The sequence below is a fragment of the Patescibacteria group bacterium genome, from assembly GCA_041653535.1.
Taxonomy (GTDB): Bacteria; Patescibacteriota; Patescibacteriia; order JACRDY01; family JACRDY01; genus JBAZFH01.
Genome location: JBAZFH010000002.1, coordinates 48,712 through 62,681 on the forward strand (window position 1 = coordinate 48,712; position 13,970 = coordinate 62,681).

Annotated in this window: 12 protein-coding genes; 5 read left to right on the forward strand and 7 right to left on the reverse strand. The window is 37.9% G+C overall.

The window, feature by feature from the left end:
• Window positions 1-2: 2 nt before the first annotated feature.
• Window positions 3-1,613 carry a hypothetical protein gene (locus WC310_02040; protein MFA5358584.1) on the reverse strand — a complete coding sequence of 537 codons (1,611 nt, stop codon included), beginning with the start codon at window positions 1,611-1,613 and terminating at the stop codon, window positions 3-5.
• Window positions 1,614-1,723: 110 nt separating this feature from the next.
• Window positions 1,724-2,794 carry an SIS domain-containing protein gene (locus tag WC310_02045; protein ID MFA5358585.1) on the reverse strand — a complete coding sequence of 357 codons (1,071 nt, stop codon included), beginning with the start codon at window positions 2,792-2,794 and terminating at the stop codon, window positions 1,724-1,726.
• A 217-nt stretch (window positions 2,795-3,011) separates the two neighbouring features.
• Here WC310_02045 and WC310_02050 point away from each other — a divergent pair, with 217 nt between their 5' ends.
• A complete protein-coding gene (locus WC310_02050; protein ID MFA5358586.1) occupies window positions 3,012-3,737 on the forward strand; it encodes a YebC/PmpR family DNA-binding transcriptional regulator in 726 nt (241 codons plus the stop codon).
• Window positions 3,738-3,901: 164 nt separating this feature from the next.
• Here WC310_02050 and WC310_02055 read toward each other — a convergent pair whose 3' ends face one another.
• Window positions 3,902-4,150 carry a four helix bundle protein gene (locus WC310_02055; protein MFA5358587.1) on the reverse strand — a complete coding sequence of 83 codons (249 nt, stop codon included), beginning with the start codon at window positions 4,148-4,150 and terminating at the stop codon, window positions 3,902-3,904.
• A 330-nt stretch (window positions 4,151-4,480) separates the two neighbouring features.
• Here WC310_02055 and WC310_02060 point away from each other — a divergent pair, with 330 nt between their 5' ends.
• Entirely contained in the window at window positions 4,481-5,188 is a 708-nt protein-coding gene (locus WC310_02060) for a hypothetical protein (GenBank protein ID MFA5358588.1), read from the forward strand.
• A gap of 181 nt (window positions 5,189-5,369) precedes the next feature.
• Window positions 5,370-5,837 carry a crossover junction endodeoxyribonuclease RuvC gene (gene ruvC, locus WC310_02065; GenBank protein MFA5358589.1) on the forward strand — a complete coding sequence of 156 codons (468 nt, stop codon included), beginning with the start codon at window positions 5,370-5,372 and terminating at the stop codon, window positions 5,835-5,837.
• Between the two features lie 39 nt (window positions 5,838-5,876).
• Here ruvC and WC310_02070 read toward each other — a convergent pair whose 3' ends face one another.
• Entirely contained in the window at window positions 5,877-6,365 is a 489-nt protein-coding gene (locus WC310_02070) for a hypothetical protein (protein ID MFA5358590.1), read from the reverse strand.
• Window positions 6,366-6,502: 137 nt separating this feature from the next.
• Here WC310_02070 and WC310_02075 point away from each other — a divergent pair, with 137 nt between their 5' ends.
• Entirely contained in the window at window positions 6,503-9,088 is a 2,586-nt protein-coding gene (locus WC310_02075) for a PBP1A family penicillin-binding protein (protein ID MFA5358591.1), read from the forward strand.
• 8 nt (window positions 9,089-9,096) lie between these two features.
• On the forward strand, window positions 9,097-10,119 hold the full coding sequence (locus WC310_02080; protein ID MFA5358592.1) for a radical SAM protein: 1,023 nt from the start codon (window positions 9,097-9,099) through the stop codon (window positions 10,117-10,119).
• A 55-nt stretch (window positions 10,120-10,174) separates the two neighbouring features.
• On the opposite strand, the gene WC310_02085 is transcribed toward WC310_02080, so the two are convergent.
• The 3 genes from WC310_02085 to dnaA all read right to left on the reverse strand — a co-directional run bounded on the left by WC310_02085 (window position 10,175) and on the right by dnaA (window position 13,691).
• Window positions 10,175-10,750 (reverse strand): GerMN domain-containing protein, encoded by a 576-nt coding sequence (locus tag WC310_02085; GenBank protein MFA5358593.1) that lies wholly within the window; start codon window positions 10,748-10,750, stop codon window positions 10,175-10,177.
• Window positions 10,751-10,838: 88 nt separating this feature from the next.
• Window positions 10,839-12,002 (reverse strand): DNA polymerase III subunit beta, encoded by a 1,164-nt coding sequence (gene dnaN / locus WC310_02090; protein MFA5358594.1) that lies wholly within the window; start codon window positions 12,000-12,002, stop codon window positions 10,839-10,841.
• 264 nt (window positions 12,003-12,266) lie between these two features.
• Window positions 12,267-13,691 (reverse strand): chromosomal replication initiator protein DnaA, encoded by a 1,425-nt coding sequence (gene dnaA / locus WC310_02095; GenBank protein MFA5358595.1) that lies wholly within the window; start codon window positions 13,689-13,691, stop codon window positions 12,267-12,269.
• Between the last annotated feature and the right edge of the window lie 279 nt (window positions 13,692-13,970).

Genomic DNA, 13,970 nt, shown 5'->3' on the forward strand with positions numbered 1-13,970 from the left:
TTTTAATTAATAATTTTAAAAATTTTACTTTCCTTGTCGCTAAAAACAAGCCAAAAATCTCCAGACTTTTCCAGGCTTGATATTAAACTCTCCCGACCAGCTGTATCGATAAAAAAATAGTTCGCTCCAAAATTATTTTTTATTTTCTCCGCGATGCCGTCGGTTGTTTTTGCCATAGTAATATTTTCAAATTCTTTGTATAACGCCGGATCTTTTTTATATAGAAACGTCGGGTCTAACCCGGCAATATAATAATTCCAATTATTATGGTAAAAAAGAACCGGAAACTCATCCCAATCACTATGAAACACCGTGCTGCCAGCCGATGTGTTTTGTTTTAACCAAGTACTGGCGGCAGTAAATTTATTAAAACTATGACCTGTATGATGATATAGCTGCCAATTTATCACCCAACCCCGGCTAGCCAATATAACTATCGCTATAAACCAAAAAACGCCCAAACAAGTAGCTACCACCACGTGTCTATTATAAAAAACCTTGGCTCTGGCAAAATACTCGCCGGGTGGTGTTTTTTTTATATAACTACCGACGACCATTGCCGCAAAAACCACAGCCATGGGGATATAATACTCAACATATCTCTGCGACTTGAGAGTAATAGCAAAAAAGAAAATGCTTAATACCAGCGCTACCCAGGTTACTCGGCTTTGTCTTTTATAATTGATAACCAGCAGTAAAAAACAAAGAATCAAAGCCGCGGAAAGTAACGGCGTTTCCAAAAAAAGATTACGCAGATCATAAGGATGCCACTCGGCTCCGACACGAACTACTTTTTGAAAATTAATAACTCCGATCTGGACAAACTGCTGCCAATAAAATTTTATATTATTGGGAAAATATGGATTAATCACCACACCAGCCGCTAAACCGGTCAAACACGAAACCATCAGTTTCCAGCGTTTTTTATCAAAAACCGCATTAAAAAAATTTTTTGCCAGTTGTTTTTTTCTCTCTTTTACTGCGTGAAAAAAATCAGCTAAAGCACTGACTAAAATCGACGATCCTAAAACCACCAACAAAACCGGCCAGCCGCCATAAAGATAAACATACATAAATGAAAATAAAAAAAGCCAATGGTAACGCTGATGAATAATTAGATGCCAACCAATAAATAAAAAAAGTAGTGACACTGCCGGAGCCTTCGCTAAGTTAATTCTAAAAACTAAAGGGCTGCTTGCCAGCATCAATAAAATAAAAATAAAATTTACTCCCACTCCGGCAGATGGATTGTTTTTTTGTAAAAACCAATAAAAAATCGCCACAAATAATGCCGCGAAAAAAACCGTTGCCGCTTTTATGCCAACCAATGGATTAAAAAATATTAAAAACGGAATAACCAATATGTGATATAGAAAATGCTGATCAATATAATAATCATTTAATACGGTTAACGGCAACCAAGGAAAGGCTGTCACCACTCCTTGATTCTTAATCAGCTCAACAATTTTGGCATGGTAAAAGGAATCAGGATCTAAAAAACTCTTTTCCCAATTTAGAGCCCCAAAAACCACTAAACAAACAAAAAAAACCATTAAACACCACCAAAATATTTTCTTACTTTTTGTTAGATCTTTCCAAGAAGTATTTTGCATGGCTATATTATAGCAAATTTCCGCTAAATAAAAACATTTTGGTTAAAAAAATTCCTCCCAAGCATGGGTGGAGGAATTTTTTACAACTAGACCCACTAACGTAATATTCGTTATTTTTCTAATTGCTCTTTGAAATAATCAACCCAAGGGACCGGACTCGGATCAATGCCGTTCAACACCGCCAGATAAAAACTAACGTAACTACCAAAAATCAAAAGTTCAAATGCTTGCTCAAATTTTGTTTTCGATTGTAACTGATGTTCTATAAAATCTATACTATTACTCTCCACCACGTCTTTACTTACTTCTATTCTTTTCTGATTACGTGGGTGATAAAGTTTTGACTGAATAAATAAAAATCTCAAACTCTTTTTATATTTTTTCGGCTGAGACAATCCTTCCATTAAATGATGATTCATTTCCGATATCGGAAAATAACAGGCAAAGGTTTTAGCGTTTTCATTTAGTTGATTGGAAAAAACATGCACGCTGCCCGTCAAAAAATCGGCAGCTACCAAAACCGGAACTCTTTCGTGTAATTTGAGAGCTATCTGCTTAGCCGGATTTTTACCAGTCGAAATGTTGGGCGCAAATTTTTTATTCAATTTTTTCAAAACATTAACTACTTGCTCGACATCTTTATCCTTTATGTCAATTATTCCGCAACGGCTTAAAAGCGCCAACTGTCCAAAAACGGAATAGCCAATACCCATTCTGGGTTGACCACAGAGATTATGGTCTTCCTTTATTAAATACCCTGGAGTTTTCCCATTGAGCACCAACTTGCCTATTTTGCCACCTTTAGTAATAGCGATTATTTTAGCATTCTTTACTTTTGCCGGCGCGATAGTATCTATAGTCTCTTCCGTATTTCCCGAATAACTGGAAACTAAAAATAAAGTATCTTTATCGACGCAGGCAGGAATAGTATAACTGTTAATTACCTGCATCGGCAGTTTTATTCTGTCCCAAAATAAAAACTGGATGACATGCCCACCCAGCCCGGATCCACCCATACCACTGACAACGATTTTTTTTACATTATGATAAGAGGCAGGGATTTTCACTTTTTTCGCTTCATACCAAGCCTGCCTACACTGTAATGGAAGCTCTTTAATCGAATCCAACATTTTTGATTGGTCAATTTTTTTTATTTTTATTTGATTGTCCAAAACAGACATATCTTGTTAATTTATCTGACCCACTTTTTTACTTCCTCCAGTTTAAGTGATAATTATTTTTTTGGCAAGACCGAAAACGGCTATAACAAAACAAAAAGAATTCCTGTTGATTAATCATTTAAAGACAAGCCGCATAAAAACATTGATTTCCCTGCTAAACATTGCTAAAATAGCATTATAAACAAACCCTCTAACAACTAGATAATTCCTATTAAATATGTCTGGACACTCTAAGTGGGCAACCACCAAAAGACAAAAATTTGCTACTGATGCCAAAAGATCAAACCTTTTTACCCGGCTGGCAAAAAACATCGCTTTAGCGGCAAAAGAGGGCGGTGGCGATCCAGAGATGAACTTTAAACTCCGTATTGCCATCGACAAGGCTAAAGAAGGCAATATGCCAAAAGACAATATCGAAAAAGCAGTAAAGCGTGGCACTGGCGAAGGCGGTGGAGCGGCATATGAAGAAATTTTTTACGAAGGCTTTGGTCCGGCTGGCAGCGCTTTTATTATTCAAGTGGTTACGGATAATAAAAATCGAGCAGCCTCTGAAATAAAACATATTTTTTCAACCAACGGCGGATCGCTGGGCAGCAGCAATAGCGTTTCCTGGATGTTTGATAAGGTAGGTGGAATTAAAGCGACTGCCGCCGATAGCCGTCCTAAAGAAGACGTCGAACTTAATGCTATTGATGCCGGCGCAATAGATTTTGAATGGTTAGATGAAAAAACTATTTGGATATATACTGAGCCAAGCGGCCTACAAAAAGTAAAAACTGCTCTGGAAATAAGCGGTCTAGTTGTTTCCGACAGTGAGCTTGGCTATAAACCGAAAGAAAGCCTACTAGTAGAAGACGATATTCGTCCAGCCATGGAAAGAATGTATGACGCGCTGGACGAGGCAGAAGATGTCCAAAATTTTTGGAGCAACATGGCCGTTTAGTTGGTAGAGGGTAGTGAGTAGCGGGTAAAGAGGGACGGTTATTATGACCGTTCTTTTAGTTTTCTCAGAGAGCCATTTATTAATTTCTTGGCTACAACTGTTTGCTCGGCAACCTCCAAAAACCTCTCTTCGCTAATATAACCCAGGTCTCGAGAAGCCAATAACTAACTTTGAATTTCAACCAGCGATCCTAAAGCGATAGAATAGAAATGGATTTTTTCCAACTTAGTCCTTCTACAAAAACCTTCGGCTATGTTTGAAGGGACGGAAACGGCCGCTCGACGCAGTTGGTCAACCAAGGAATATCTTTCTTCCCTAGGAAAATTACCAGTTGCCTTATAAATCAATAAAAGTAGTTTGTGAGCCTCCTGCCAAGTAGTCAGCTGATAAAACGACTGTATTTTTTTATTCATAATATCGTTATTTTACAAAAGCAATCATTAAATCTTTCTAAACTTTCTTTATACTCACCACTCACTACTCACTACCCGCTACTAAAAACCCCTTGCCGAATATAACTACTGATTTATTTTTAGATTTAAAAAATGACCCAATTAAACTAGGGTTATTTTTATTAAATTGACGAAAATTAGTCTTTAAGCTAAGTTATAATGATATTTTTGAGTTAAATGGCTTGGTTGCTTAAGCCAAAAACAATCAAACCATTTACCTCAATGTTGAGGTAATCGCTAAGCCTGAAGGCGGATAATTTGGGCTGGTACTTTTTTCGAAGGAGGTTTGTCATGGCGGGTAAAAATTTTCCTGTCGACGGCGAACTGTACAGGACCATTGATCGACGGATGATAGAGATTAAGCGTCAGCTTAATCAGGACGGTGGAAGTCCAATTGACCCCGAACGGGTGGCAGTAGATCTTCAAAAAATTATTGAATCTGCCGTCCAAGACAATCCGTGGCCGTTTGAACTGGTGACAGATTTCGGGTTGATCGTTGTGCCCGACAACTACAATCACGCCACGCAATTAGCCAGCTTCCGATCAAAGTACCCGGAATTGTTTGGTAACCGTTCTCAAAATATGGTTGATTCTCGTTTCGCACTGGTTAGCCATGTTTTGCGACCAGGGGAAAAATTCTGGGTTTTGGGATTTAAAAATCTTAAAGCCTATCTTAGCCCCACAACCAACGAACAGCGTTTGGCTTTTATTAAAAGTCAAGAAGGTTTTCTGGTTGGCGCCCAAGGTCTTACCCTAGTTTGGGAGCAACGGAGCCAACTGTTTTTACCTAGGCAACATTATGCGTCCTTGGACGTAAAAAAGGCCCTGCCGAGATTTCTTGGTCATGGCAGTAAAAGTCGTGCTGGCCACGGCACTATTGTGCCGATGTTGAATTTACTAGAAAAAGGCCAAACCGAGTTTGTGCCAATCACCTTTAATTGCAACCAGTACAGCTATTTCCTCGTTTTTTATCGGCGGCAGCCGTCATTAGACAAGTAGATAGCTCTCACTACTCTTAGGTAATCAAGGGCGTTCGTTTAGTCGGACGCCCTATTTTTTATCCATAATATCGTTAATTTATAAAAACGATCATTAACTCACCACCCGCTACCCGCTACTAAAAAACCCTATTTTTTGATATAATTCTGATACTAATAAATACCACTTAAAAACCGATCTCATGTTAATCCTCGGCATCGACCCTGGTTTTGCTGATACTGGCTGGGGTGTAATAGAAAAAAAAGGTAACGACCTAAGCTTGGTTGACTATGGGGTAATAAAAACCTCAACCAAACTTGATTTTATTGCTCGCCTGGAAATCATCCATCAGGACTTGACTAGAGTTATAAAAAAATTTAAGCCGGAGAAGGTCGCCGTCGAACAGCTTTTTTTTGCTAAAAACGTCAAAACCGCTCTTCTTGTCGGTCAGGCTCGCGGCGTAGTGCTCCTTACTATCATGGAAGAAAAATTGCCGCTGCTGGAATATACTCCACTGCAAGTAAAGCAAGCGGTATGCTCCTACGGTCGGGCAGAAAAAACTCAAATCCAAAAAATGGTTAAGGTCTTGCTGCAGATGAAAGATATTCCACGTCCGGACGACGCTGCCGACGCCTTGGCAATAGCCATTTGTTGCGCTAATAGCAACTAAAGAAAAAAACGCGTGTACTGCTGACACGCGTTTTATTTTTTATACCGGTAATCTGCCATTTTTTTCCAGTTTGGCTATGTCGTTTAAAAAAATCGCCGCCTCTTCAAGTGCCGCTGCCATTATTTCGTTTTGATGATAAGGAACTCGGTGTTCTTGATTATGGTTAATACACGCCGGTTGAAGACCTCCTCCCTTAGGTCCTAGCCTTAAACGAATGTAAAGAGCAGCTCCTTCCGAGGTAGAAGACGAATCGATTTTAGTACTTATATCTAACCATAAAAAACCAGCATCTTCCTCGGTAATCTCGGTGGGGTCGAGAAGTTTTATCCCGGCGCCAGTCATTAATGTTTTGAAACAAAGAAAAACCTTTTCCTCTACATTACCGACCGACTTTTGTTCCCTTGTTAAAATAAACGAATATTGATGCTTTACTGTGTTTTTGATGAAAAAGTACATTAGTTGCCACCTGAATGAAAAGGTAATAACAACTAAAAAAGCCATAATCACAAACAAAGAAGTCAGCAGCATTATCGTTTCTCCTTTAGTTCTTTAGAGTTGAGATAACTTTTCATTTAAAGTGCCAGCTTAATACAGTTTATATTTTATTGGTCTTTTGTCAACCTATTGGAAAAAAAACAAAAAATCACTATAATGTAAACCAGTATATGAGTTTACCTAATAATATAAAATCTAGAAAAGACTTTAGAAAACGATCCTCTTTTTTTGGTCGCTTTTTTAAAAAGTCCAGAGAAATGCGTCTTTCCCGGCTTTCTTATATCCAGCACCACCGCCAAAAGAGAATAAAGCTGCTATTTAACTATGTTGTTAGCCTGGGAATAGTCGTTTTCCTTTTTGGCGCACTTTTTGCATTGATTGTCTTTGCTTGGACTACTCGCGACCTACCCGATCCAAATAAACTACAAGAAAGAAGTGTTAAACAAAGTACCACTATCTATGATCGGGAGGGAAAAACCATTCTTTATCAGCTTCACGGTGATGTAAACAGAAAACTAATTAAATTGGAGGAGCTGCCGAAGTATATGATTAACGCCACCATCACCGCTGAAGACAGGGAGTTTTATCAGCACAAAGGATTCTCTATTCGCGGCATCATCAGATCTTTTATTTCTAATATTTTTAGCGATACTCGGATCGGCGGATCCACCATCACTCAACAGTTTGTTAAAAATGCAATTTTAACCACGGAAAAAACTTATACTAGAAAATTAAAAGAGGTTATCTTGGCGTATCGTATTGAAAATAAATTTTCAAAAGATGAAATATTACAAATGTACTTTAACGAAATTCCTTACGGCTCTGTGGTTTATGGTATTGAGGCCGCTAGTGAAAGCTATCTTGGCAAATCAGCCAAGGATTTATCCTTAGCACAGGCTGCCGTTCTGGCCGCTATGCCCCAACGACCGACGTATTTTTCTCCTTATGGTACTAATATTGACAAACTGATGGAACGACAACGATATATTCTTAATGAAATGGTTGATCTGGGCTATATCACAGAACAAGAAGCCGAAACTGCAAAAGCCGAAAAAATAGAATTTCGACCTCGTTCGGAAAAAATGCTTGCACCACATTTTGTTATGTATGTAAGAGAATTACTAGCTGAACAATTTGGGGAGCGTTATGCCGAAGAAGCAGGATTGAAAGTTACCACTACTTTAGAAAAAAATTATCAAGAAGCGGCGGAAAAGGCCATTGCCGACCACATAGAAAGCAACCGTACAAAGTATAACGCCAACAATGCGTCGCTAATAGCATTAGATACAAAAACAGGACAAATAATGGCGATGGTGGGGTCAGCTGACTACTTCAATGAAGAAATCGACGGCCAAGTAAACGTCGCTTTGCGCCCACGGCAACCAGGCTCATCTTTCAAACCTCTGGCTTATGCTACAGCTTTTAATAACGGCTATACTGCTGATACCATACTTTTTGACGTAGAAACAACCTTCAAAACCGACACTGCCGACTACGCGCCAAAAAACTACGACCTAAAAGAGCACGGTCCGGTCACGATGAAAAAAGCGTTGGCAGGATCTCTCAATATACCCGCGGTAAAAACTTTGTATCTCGCCGGAGTTGATCGTGTTTTAGATTTTGCTGAAAGTATGGGCTACTCGACTCTACGCGATCGCAGTCGCTTTGGACTGTCTTTAGTTCTTGGTGGTGGTGAAGTAAAGCTGTTAGAGCACACCGCCGGCTATGCCACGTTTGCTCGCGAAGGAGTTTATCAAAAACCTTTGGCTATTTTAAAAATAGAAGATCCTGACGGCAAAATTTTGTATGAATACAAAGAAGATGAAAACAAGGGTCAGGAAGTAGTAAAGCCGGAACCAATCAGAATTTTGAACGATATTTTATCGGATAATTCTGCCCGTGCCTACATCTTTGGTGAAAAAAATTATTTAACTTTATCTAACCGACAGGTGGCGGCGAAAACCGGGACTACTAATGATTACCGCGATGCCTGGACGATGGGTTACACTCCCTCCCTAGCTACTGGCGTCTGGGTAGGAAATAATGACAACTCGGAAATGAAACGCGGCGCTGACGGTTCGGTTGTTGCCGCTCCGATCTGGAACCAGTTTATGAATTCTGTCTTATCTGGTAAACCGGCTGAGAGCTTTAACCCTCCTCCGGAAAACACCTCCACCAAACCAGTGCTGCGAGGCGCGCTAGCCGGACTACAGCCGGTAAAAATAGACCGCTTGACCGGTAAACTGGCAACCGAACTAACACCGGCTGATCAGATTTCTGAAAAAATCTTTACCCAGTTTCATTGTATTCTATACTACGTTAACAAAGATGATCCGCAGGGTCCATCGCCGGTTGACCCTTTCGCCGACCCGCAATATGCTTCTTGGGAAGACGGAGTACAAGCCTGGGTTAAAAGACAGGGTTATAGCCAGAGCCAAGAAACTCCACCCACTGAATATGACGACTTGCACACCTCTGCTAATAAACCAACTCTAGTTATGGTTTCTCCAGCTAACGGCGCAACAATTAATAGTAAAAATTTAATCGTTAATATTGCCGCCTCAGCTCCTCGAGGGGTAAAGAAAGCAGAATTTTTTCTCGATAATAAACCAATCGGCACCACTACCTCCGATCCGTGGACTTTAAGCACCCAACTTAGCAATATTGAATCAGGGATTCATACTTTATCGGTAAAAATTTCTGACGATGTCGGCAACTCAGAAACAAAATCACTTGAACTAAACTTTTTATTGTAGCCATTACAATGAATAATAAAATAAAAAAACTTCTATTCGAAACTGAATATCTAACTGGCGGCTATCATATGCCGCCTGAATTTTTGAGTTTAATTATTACCTTCCGCTGCAATTTTCGGTGTCCGTCTTGTTCTATCTGGCAAAAGCAATCTTTTGACGACGAACTAACGGAAGTTGAATGGTTGTCAGCAGCGGAAAATATAAAAAAGACTTTAAAGCCAAACGCTTTTGTCGAGATTAATGGTGGTGAGCCTTTAATCCGAAAAAATCTGACTATAAAAATAATTCAAGAACTAAAAAAATATTTTAAATCAGTGGCTCTAAATTCTAATGGATTATTAATCAACCAAGAAACGGTTAAAGAACTAGAAAACGCCGGTCTTGATATACTAAAAATCTCTTTTTATAGTCTAGACCAAGAAACTCACAATAATCTGCGCGGTACGAGCACTGCTTACGACAGCGCCCTAAAGGCAATCAAACTAATGAGTGCCAGTAAGATCAAACTAGAAGTCGGTGTTTTGGTCACCTCACACAACATAGAAGACCTACCACGGCTCGTGGAGCGCCTCCAGGAAACGCCAAACACAACTATTGTCATCCAACCACTAGATGAGAGTGTTGAGTTGCTAGAAGCAAAGAATAATCCCAAAACAACTGCTATAAATGATGGCTTATGGCCAGCACCAGAAGTAGTTCAAAAAACTTTTTCTTGGCTATCAAAAAACAATCACAACATAAAAAACTCTGTTTTAAGTTTGCAAGCTATAAGAAACTATTATCTTGATCGGGCGAGTGCTCTGCGCTACCGCTGTTTTGCCGGACAACGAAACCTGGTCATATATCCCAACGGAGAAATTACTTTCTGCTTTAAACGCGGAAGTGTCGGTAATATAAAAAACAAACCTCTTAACACGACTCTAAAAGGGGCTAAAAAAGAACGTTTGGCTATTAAAAAATGTCCAAAATATTGTCGGATAATTGGCTGCAACTTTTCTCGCGGCATAAAGGAGTTATTTATAAAAAAATAGCTTTAACAAAAACACCCCCTGCGATAAGGGGTGTTTTTATATACTTTTTGTATTTTTAAAACTTAAATTCTTTGCCATTAACAGTCACGACAACCATTTCAACTTTTTTAGATAGTTGCTCTTCTGCTGCATATTTTGCCGTCATAACAATCTGCTGTTTAGCCTGTCTTGCTTCACAACTTCCCGCGACCAGATTGCTAATGTTGCCAGAAAAATCTAGCACAATTTTTTCGTCTTCAATCACGACTTTGTTTAAAATTGTCCCTTCTGGGATACTAGAATAATACCCGGCGCTTTTCCATTTTTCCGTCGGTCCGGCAAGAAGCAGCTTGATATTGTTCTCAACCGGATTTTCTCCCACGCCGCTAATGTGAACCCAGTAAACAGTGCTGCAGTTCTTTTTATCTGGATCATATTTAGCGCTGCCGAAAAAAATATTGTTATATTTTATTACCGCCTTTACTTCTGCGCCGGTTTTTTCAACTGGCATTGTTTGGTTGTTATTTTCGTCTAGTGTATTTAAATTATCTTCACCACCAAACTTTCCTTTAAGTGCTTCACTTAAATTTGAACAGCCAACTAAAACAAAAGATAAAGCAACGACAACTAACAAAACTCTTGTTTTTTTCATACTTTTAAAAATTTATTAATTTCTTTTTGACTCTTTTAATAATACAACTTTCAAGGCTTTTTTCAACCTTGTGGGGAATAGAAAACATTTATTGTTTTATTGGCATTATTAAATAAAGATAGTCTCTATCCACTCCTTCTTGCGCTGAAGCTAGTACTGGTTTTATTATCACCGGAGTATTATTATCTGTCACTTCAACTAAAGCTTCGGAAGTATTAATCGCTGTTAACCCATCAAGTAAATAACGGTAATTAAGAACAACTTCATTTTGTTCTCCATTAATATTTGCTTCCAAAGAAGAAGTATTTTCTCCAATCTGCGCGTTAATAGAAGAAATTATTAGCTCTGCCTCTGGTTTTAATTGCAAAGAAATGTCATTTATACCGGATTTTACAAACAAACTTGCTGACTTAACTGCTTTTGTTAAATCGTCCGTATGAATAATCATTTGAGTTTTATAGCTATTTGGTATTATGGCCGAATAATTTGGGTACTGCCCTTCAATCACGCGTGATATTAACTCTATATTATTATAAACAAAAAGTATTTGATTTTCGTTTAAATAAATATCTAAAAAATCTTCCTCTCCACCATCGTTGTCTTTTTCTTTGTTAATTACTGACAATATTCTTTGTATTTCTTGCAGTGTTTTGGTTGGCAAAACCACTTTTTTTTCTTTATTCTCTTCGCTAATTTTAGATAAATTTATTTTCTTTTCAGCTAAACGATAACTATCTGTTGCCGCCATAATTAATTTTTTGTTTTCATTGTCAAAATACATAAACACGCCTGATATTTCTGGTCGCGCTTCGGATATGGCTGTAGCAAAAACAACTTGCTGAATACCTCTAAGAAATTCATTTGGTTTTATAGAATAAGGTATGGTTTTTTTTATTTGAGGGATGAGCGGAAATTCTGAAGCAGCTTCTCCTTTTATCGTTGTTTGATGATTGCTGCAATTAATTTTTATTTGATCTTCTTTTAACTCAAGATCAATTTTTTCTCTGGGTAGTAAATTAATATAATCCGCTAATACGCGCGCCGGTAAGGTAAATTCTCCGTTTTCCTCCACCTTACCACGAACAAAACAAGTTACGCCTATTTCTAAATTTGTGGTGGAAATTTTTATCAAACCATCCTCCGCCTTAATTAAAATATTATTTAATATTGGAAGATTAACATTTTTAGTAGCAATATGACTTGCTATTAAAAGACCTTGATTAAAATTTTCTTGGGTACAGGAAAATTTCATAAAATGTATTTTAATTATATTATATTAAAATATAATAAGTAATAATAATAAGGGGTGTGGACGGAGTGGAAAAGTGCTTTTAAAACAGCTAGGACAAGTAGTTTTCTTTTTATTTTTGTGAATAACTTTTGTAAAAACTGCAGGTCTTGCTGTGAACAACTTTAAAGTTAAAAACCGCTTGAGAAAAAAATTGTTGAAAAACAGTTTATAACTTCTTTGGTTATATATAGTCTTTTAACAACTAATCAACAAGTTATTCAATTTTTAATTGTAAAGACGTTGTTTGATCATGCTTACATCCTGTCTGATTTTTTCATCATTTTCTGCTTCCCTGGAAATTTTGGCATAAGCGTGCATAGCAGTGGTGTGGTCTCGACCGCCCATTTCTTGTCCAATACCAGGAAAAGAAGATTTTAACTCTTCCCGCATTAAATACATAGCAATTTGTCTTGGCACCACTAATTTTTTTTCCCGGCAAGCGCCAACCAGATCAGTTAAAGTAATATCAAAAAAATCACAAATTGTTGTTAAAATGGTTTTAGCTGTTATAGCCTTTTTCTTTGAGCCGTTAGTGGTCCAGGAGGTTAAAGATTTTTTTACATTGTCTAAGCTAGGCATCATTTTATGCACTTCTACAAGGGCTAAAATCTTGTTTAAAGCGCCTTCTAGCTCACGAATATTACTCGCGACATTGTTGGCAATATAATGTAATACGTCGCTTTCTAGTTGAATGTTTTTTTCCCGGCACTTATTTTCTAAAATTGCCAAACGCATTTCGAAATCAGGAGTACCAATATCAGTGATAAGCCCCCATTCAAAACGAGAAATTAATCTTTCTTCTAGCGCTGGGATGGCTTTAGGCGGGCGGTCAGAAGTAACAACAATTTGTTTGTTTTCTTGGTGTAAGGCGTTAAAAGTATGAAAAAATTCTTCTTGAGTACCTTCTTTACCCGCTAAAAACTGGACGTCATCGATTAAAAGTAAATCAGGCGTACGATAAAAACGTTTAAAATCGTCCACCGTGCCGCTTTGGATTGATTTAATAAAATCGTTAGTAAATTTTTCACAATTAACATAAAGAATTTTTTTATTTGCCGCGCTTTCTAATACACGATGACCAATAGCTTGCATTAAATGCGTTTTTCCTAAACCCACTCCCCCATAAATAAACAATGGATTATAGGTGCGACCCGGCGCTTTTGCCACAGCCATGGCAGCAGCGTTGGCGAGTTCGTTGGTTTTACCAACAACAAAGCTGTTGAAAGTATAGCGTGGATTAAGACCGAATTTGTTTGCTTTAAGATCGTTGGCTACCGGCACCGCCATTCTTGTTTCGAAACTTTTTTCTTCAAAAACCGTTTTATCTTCATCTTTTGTTTCTTCAAGGGATTTTTCTCCGTCGGAATTATTAGCGCTAAATAGGTCTTGAGCTGTCGGCTTATAAGAGGAAACGCGAAACTCTATCTTTTTTACTTTGCCTTCAGTAATTTTATCTAAACTTTTAATAATGTTGCTATAAAATTTTTGTTCCAACCATGTTTTGGTAAAAGCATTAGGGACGCCGATAACTAAGGCATTGTCGTTTTTTTCTAAAACAAAAGTTTTTTTAAACCAAGTAGAAAAACTTCCTTTCGTTAGCGTTAGTTCAAGCTCTCCTAGTACTGTTTGCCAAAGTTGTTGGTTAGTCATAATATTAGGCCCTTTTAAATTATCCGCCAGCAGCGGATGAATAAATTTTGATTTAGATTTTTGTTTAGAGTGATGTTATTTTAGCACATTATCCACAACCAAAGAATGGTCAAAAAATAGTAAATGTTAATTAACTGTGCACTAGCTGGGGAAACATCTGATTTGTACTATGTCGCCCAATATTTATAGGGTTGTCGGCGATTTTGGCTATTCACGCTGACTCCTAAAAAGGAACCATAGAAAAGGAGTCGTAGCATTTAAAATAATTAAAAAAGTGTT

Excerpts from the sequence above, each read along its gene's own strand:
- WC310_02040 (MFA5358584.1), bottom strand. The coding sequence starts at position 1,613 with ATGCAAAATACTTCTTGGAAAGATCTAACAAAAAGTAAGAAAATATTT.
- WC310_02045 (MFA5358585.1), bottom strand. The coding sequence starts at position 2,794 with ATGTCTGTTTTGGACAATCAAATAAAAATAAAAAAAATTGACCAATCA.
- WC310_02050 (MFA5358586.1), top strand. The coding sequence starts at position 3,012 with ATGTCTGGACACTCTAAGTGGGCAACCACCAAAAGACAAAAATTTGCT.
- WC310_02055 (MFA5358587.1), bottom strand. The coding sequence starts at position 4,150 with ATGAATAAAAAAATACAGTCGTTTTATCAGCTGACTACTTGGCAGGAG.
- WC310_02060 (MFA5358588.1), top strand. The coding sequence starts at position 4,481 with ATGGCGGGTAAAAATTTTCCTGTCGACGGCGAACTGTACAGGACCATT.
- ruvC (MFA5358589.1), top strand. The coding sequence starts at position 5,370 with ATGTTAATCCTCGGCATCGACCCTGGTTTTGCTGATACTGGCTGGGGT.
- WC310_02070 (MFA5358590.1), bottom strand. The coding sequence starts at position 6,365 with ATGCTGCTGACTTCTTTGTTTGTGATTATGGCTTTTTTAGTTGTTATT.
- WC310_02075 (MFA5358591.1), top strand. The coding sequence starts at position 6,503 with ATGAGTTTACCTAATAATATAAAATCTAGAAAAGACTTTAGAAAACGA.
- WC310_02080 (MFA5358592.1), top strand. The coding sequence starts at position 9,097 with ATGAATAATAAAATAAAAAAACTTCTATTCGAAACTGAATATCTAACT.
- WC310_02085 (MFA5358593.1), bottom strand. The coding sequence starts at position 10,750 with ATGAAAAAAACAAGAGTTTTGTTAGTTGTCGTTGCTTTATCTTTTGTT.
- dnaN (MFA5358594.1), bottom strand. The coding sequence starts at position 12,002 with ATGAAATTTTCCTGTACCCAAGAAAATTTTAATCAAGGTCTTTTAATA.
- dnaA (MFA5358595.1), bottom strand. The coding sequence starts at position 13,691 with ATGACTAACCAACAACTTTGGCAAACAGTACTAGGAGAGCTTGAACTA.